Origin of the sequence: Chromobacterium piscinae, from assembly GCF_021129175.1 — a bacterium.
Taxonomy (GTDB): domain Bacteria; phylum Pseudomonadota; class Gammaproteobacteria; order Burkholderiales; family Chromobacteriaceae; genus Chromobacterium; species Chromobacterium piscinae.
This window is the reverse complement of sequence record NZ_JAJOHV010000095.1, coordinates 1-2,631: the sequence shown is the minus strand read 5'-3', so window position 1 is coordinate 2,631 and position 2,631 is coordinate 1. Positions and strand designations below refer to the sequence as shown.

The 2,631-nt window shown below is 69.4% G+C and carries 4 protein-coding genes; all 4 read right to left on the bottom strand.

The window, feature by feature from the left end; translation table 11 throughout:
* The coding region (locus LQR33_RS20520) for a hypothetical protein (protein ID WP_231470253.1) at positions 1–212 on the bottom strand (212 nt) is incomplete at its 3' end.
* 19 nt (positions 213–231) lie between these two features.
* Entirely contained in the window at positions 232–1,293 is a 1,062-nt protein-coding gene (locus tag LQR33_RS20515) for a TauD/TfdA family dioxygenase (RefSeq protein WP_231470252.1), read from the bottom strand.
* A gap of 15 nt (positions 1,294–1,308) precedes the next feature.
* Positions 1,309–1,971 (bottom strand): class I SAM-dependent methyltransferase, encoded by a 663-nt coding sequence (locus tag LQR33_RS20510; RefSeq protein WP_221663613.1) that lies wholly within the window; start codon positions 1,969–1,971, stop codon positions 1,309–1,311.
* A 130-nt stretch (positions 1,972–2,101) separates the two neighbouring features.
* On the bottom strand, positions 2,102–2,631 hold a 530-nt coding region (locus tag LQR33_RS20505; protein WP_231470251.1), incomplete at its 5' end, for a citrate/2-methylcitrate synthase.

The following is a 2,631-nucleotide window of genomic DNA, read 5'->3' as shown; positions in this document are numbered from 1 at the left end:
AGATCGACGCCGAGCGCGATCCAGCTGCCGGCGCGCCGCCGCAGCAGCCAGACCGCGTGCGGCAGCGCCAGCAGTCCGCCGGCGAGGTAAGCGGCGGACCAGCGCGCGCCGGCGTCGCCGGGGCCGAAGCGGCCCCAGAGCAGGAAGGCGATCGCCGGCGCGAAAGCGGCCGCGTGGATCAGATAGGAACGGCTCAGTTGGCGGATGGACATGGATCTCCTCGCGATGCGTTCAGTCGAACAGCGCGACCTGGATTTCGCGCGGGCCCTGGAAGGGGTTGCGGCCATGCGCGACGGCGATGTTGTCCAGCAGCAGCAGGTCGCCGCGCAGCCAGGGGAAGGCGATTTCCTCGGCGTCCAGCGCGTCGTAGATCGGCGCGATGTCTTCCGGCGCGATGGCCTCGCCGTCGCCCATCCGTACTTCGTAAGGCCGCGCCGGCCGGTCGCGGTACAGCAGCCGGATATATTCGTAGCCGGCCGCGCCCATCGAGCGCGCGTTGTTGTGCTGGGTGGACAGCTGGTTGAACCAGATCTCTTCGCCGGTGGCCGGATGGCGCGCGGTGGCGCCGCCGACGTGGGACACGGTCAGGCTGCCGTCGTCCAGCCAGCGGTAGTCCAGATTGGTGTCGCGGCACAGTTGTTCGATGCGGGCCGGGTCGTTGCTCTGAAACACGTCGTCCCAAGGCCGGTGGTACTCGCGCAGTGTGGAGTTGCGTGGCTCGCCGTCGGCGCTTGGCCGGCGGAAGTTGCGCAGGTATTGGATGCCGCGCCGTCGAAAGCGTTCCACCAGCTCGGGCGGCAGCCGCCGCGTCACCGCCCGCATGTCGCAGATCACGGTCTCGCCGCCGCTGTCCGATGGCTGCTTGCAGAAGAAGGCCAGCTTGCGCGGATAGTGCGCCATATAGGCCTTTTCCTGGTGCAGCCCTATCTTCAGCGAAGCGGGAATGCGGGTGGACTCGTACACCTTGCCGTCTATGTTGCGGCGCGGCGTGGCGCCGCCGATATAGCCGAAGGCGTGCTCGGGATGCAGCTGGGCGATGGCCTGGAAATCGGCGGTGTCGCGCAGCGCGAAGCCGCGCAGCAGCAGGCTGCCGTATTCCAGCAGCGCCTGTTCCAGCGCCGGCAGGCTGTCGCGGTACCAGCCGGCGATGGCGGCCGGGCTGTCGCGCAGCGCGTCGTCGCGCGGTGTGATCAGCAGCGGCATCCGCCATGGCGACAGAGGGCGGCAGTCCACGCGGCCATCGTCCTCCAGGGCGAGCCGGCGGCGCGGCGCCGTATCGGCGGCATGTTCCATCGTTTTCTCCTCGCTTCAGGCCAGCAGCGGCTTGCGGATCAGGATTTCGAAGCCCAGCGCGCCCAGGCCGATGCCGGGGCTGGTCACCGCGCTGCAGTCGGCCAGGCCGGCCTCGGCCACCAGCGCGCGGGCTTCGTCCAGCGTCACCTTCTCCTCTACATGAGTGGGCGGATAGCCGACGGCGGCGCGCATTTGGGTGAATTTCTCCAGCAGGGCCGGCGACACGTCGCGGCGCATGTCGTGCACCAAGCCGATGCCGCCTGGCTGCAGCACGCGGTACATCTCGGTCAGGCTTTTGAGTTTGTCCGGCAGGTGGTGCAGGGTGGCGCGGCTGACCGCCATCGCCAGGCTGCCGTCGGCGAAGGGCAGGTTCTGCGCGTCGCCGACTTTCAGCTCGATCGCCTCTTCCAGCCCCAGCTCGGCGATGCGGGGGCGGCCGCCGTCCAGCATGGTTTCGTCCAGGTCCAGGCCGATGAAGCGCCAGTTCTTGAACACCGGGTCGGCGGCCAAGCGCACCGGCACCACGGCGGTGGCGGTGCCGATGTCGACCAGCGCGCCGGGCGCCATGTCGCGGGCCAACTGGCGGATGCGGGCGACGAAGAGCACGTCCCAGGGTTCCAGCGCCTGCGAGGCGAAGCGGTCGTATTCGTCGGCGGGACGGAGGTTTTTCAGTAGCATCGGGTTTCTCCAGTCAATCAAACAGGATAACGAGCGGTGAAAGAAAGACCTGAGGCAAGGCGCGCCGACGCAGGCAGTGCAATTTGCACGGCAGGGCGGCGCGCGGCATCAGGCGTTTCTTTAGTCGCGTTCATAGCCAGCCGACGGGAACGGTGGCCAACAACTTCCGGGCCGCCTTGCTGCTGACGCCGAAGGCGGGCCGGTCGCGGCGTTCTATCGCGTGCGCCACCATCGCGGCGACGCGGGCGCACAGGCCCAGGCCCACGCCCCAGCGCGGCTCTTCCACGCCCAGGTCCAGCAATGCGGCGGCGGTGATGAAGTCGATGTTCGGCCGCAAGCCCTTGCGTTCCAGCGCGCGGCGGCAGGCGAGGTCGAACAGCCGGACATGCGGGCCTTCGAATCCCCATTCGGCGAACAGCGCGCGGATGCGCGGCGGGCGCGGGTCTTCGACGAACAGCGGATGGCCGAAGCCGAACAACAGCTGGCCGGGCGAGTCCAGCGCGGCGTCGACGGCGGCATGGACCGCGTCGTCGCCGGCGTCCGGGCCGATGGCCTTCAGCCAGGCCAGAGCCTCTTCGGCGGCGCCGACGTGTTTGGGGCCGCTGGCCATGAAGCCGGCCGCCACCGCCTGCGTCAGGGTGACGCCGGTGCCGATGGCGA

Coding starts and splice junctions, on each gene's coding strand:
- LQR33_RS20510 (WP_221663613.1), bottom strand. CDS start 1,971: ATGCTACTGAAAAACCTCCGTCCCGCCGACGAATACGACCGCTTCGCC.
- LQR33_RS20515 (WP_231470252.1), bottom strand. CDS start 1,293: ATGGAACATGCCGCCGATACGGCGCCGCGCCGCCGGCTCGCCCTGGAG.